Consider the following 2335-nt stretch of genomic DNA (forward strand, 5'->3'; position numbering starts at 1 on the left):
GAGTAACCGCGTACTTTTTGTAGAACGGGCCAGCGAGTTATGTTATGAAGCAAGGTTAAATACTTAAGGTATGAAGCCGAAGGGAAACCGAGTCTTAAAAGGGCGATAAGTTTCATAGCATAGACCCGAAACCGAGTGACCTACCCATGGGCAGAGTGAAGTTTTAGTAAAATAAAATGGAGGCTCGAACCCGTTAGCGTTTAAAAGCTATGGGATGACCTGTGGGTAGGGGTGAAAAGCCAATCGAACTCGGAGATAGCTGGTTCTCCTCGAAATAGCTTTAGGGCTAGCCTTAAGAAAATGAAATGGAGGTAGAGCACTGAATGGTCTAGGGGCACACAAGTGTTACCAAAACCTATCAAACTCCAAATGCCATATTCATGATTCTTAGGAGTCAGACTATGGGGGATAAGCTTCATAGTCGAAAGGGAAAGAGCCCAGATCACCAGCTAAGGTCCCTAAATCCAAATTAAGTGGCAAAGGAGGTAGAGTTACACAGACAACCAGGATGTTGGCTTAGAAGCAGCCATACATTTAAAGAGTGCGTAATAGCTCACTGGTCAAGTGACTCTGCGCCGAAGATAACCGGGGCTAAAATTTGGTACCGAAGCTGTGGGATACAATAGTATCGGTAGAGGAGCGTTCTGTATGGGCAGAAGCCATACCGAAAGGAGTGGTGGACTATACAGAAGTGAGAATGCTGGCATGAGTAGCGAAAAGGTAAGTGAGAATCTTACCCGTCGAAAGCCCAAGGTTTCCTGAGGAAGGCTCGTCCACTCAGGGTAAGTCGGGACCTAAGCCGAGGCTGAAAAGCGTAGGCGATGGACAACAGGTTGAGATTCCTGTACTATCAAAATGCGTTAAAGAGAAGGGGTGACGCAGGAGGATAAGCTGAGCGCACCGTTGGTAGAGTGCGTCCAAGCAAGTAGGAAGTTAAGATAGGCAAAACCGTCTTAACAATTCTGAATTGCGATGGGGAGCGAAAAACAAGTAGTGAAGCAGCCGAATCCAAACTGCCAAGAAAAGCCTCTATCAAGCAAATTGATACCCGTACCGTAAACCGACACAGGTAGGCGAGGAGAGAATCCTAAGACGCGCGGAATAACCTTTGTTAAGGAACTAGGCAAAATAACCTCGTAACTTCGGGAGAAGAGGTGCCGAGTGAAAACTCGGCCGCAGTGACCAGGCCCAAGCGACTGTTTACCAAAAACACAAGTCTCTGCTAAGTCGAAAGACGAAGTATAGGGGCTGACACCTGCCCGGTGCTGGAAGGTTAAGGGGAAGAGTTAGCGAAAGCGAAGCTTCGAACTTAAGCCCCAGTAAACGGCGGCCGTAACTATAACGGTCCTAAGGTAGCGAAATTCCTTGTCGGGTAAGTTCCGACCCGCACGAAAGGTGTAACGACTTGGGCACTGTCTCAACAAAGGATCCGGTGAAATTGTAGTACTCGTGAAGATGCGAGTTACCCGCGACAGGACGGAAAGACCCCGTGGAGCTTTACTGCAGGCTGACATTGGATTTTGGGATTACATGTACAGGATAGGTGGGAGACATTGAAGCCAGGGCGCCAGTCTTGGTGGAGTCGAACTTGGGATACCACTCTTGTAATGCTAGAATTCTAACCAGAGGCTTTGAAACAAGTCATGGGACACTGTCAGTTGGGCAGTTTGACTGGGGCGGTCGCCTCCTAAAAGGTAACGGAGGCGCTCAAAGGTTCCCTCAGCACGGTCGGAAATCGTGCAAAGAGTGTAAAGGCAGAAGGGAGCTTAACTGCGACACCAACAAGTGGAGCAGAAACGAAAGTTGGACTTAGTGATCCGGTGGTTCCGAGTGGAAGGGCCATCGCTCAACGGATAAAAGCTACCCCGGGGATAACAGGCTTATCTCCCCCAAGAGTTCACATCGACGGGGAGGTTTGGCACCTCGATGTCGGCTCGTCTCATCCTGGGGCTGGAGTAGGTCCCAAGGGTTGGGCTGTTCGCCCATTAAAGAGGCACGCGAGCTGGGTTCAGAACGTCGTGAGACAGTTCGGTCCCTATCCGTCGTGGGCGCAGGAAATTTGAGAGGAGCTATCCTTAGTACGAGAGGACCGGGATGGACAGACCGCTGGTGTATCAGTTGTATTGCCAAATGCAAAGCTGAGTAGCTATGTCTGGAAGGGATAAGCGCTGAAGGCATCTAAGCACGAAGCCCCCCTCAAGATGAGATTTCCCATCACAATAAGTGAGTAAGACTCCAAGTAGACCACTTGGTAGATAGGCCTTAGGTGTAAGAGTAGTAATACTTTAAGCTGAAAGGTACTAATAGGTCGAGGGCTTGACCAGAGATATAATTT

General features: G+C 49.1%; 1 rRNA gene. It reads left to right on the forward strand.

What is annotated here, in order from left to right:
- Window positions 1-2324 (forward strand): 23S ribosomal RNA (locus K8M07_RS12455); the annotation flags it as partial.
- Window positions 2325-2335: the final 11 nt, after the last annotated feature.

Source organism: Schnuerera sp. xch1 (genome assembly GCF_019931165.1).
GTDB lineage: Bacteria > Bacillota > Clostridia > Tissierellales > Tepidimicrobiaceae > JAIOUP01.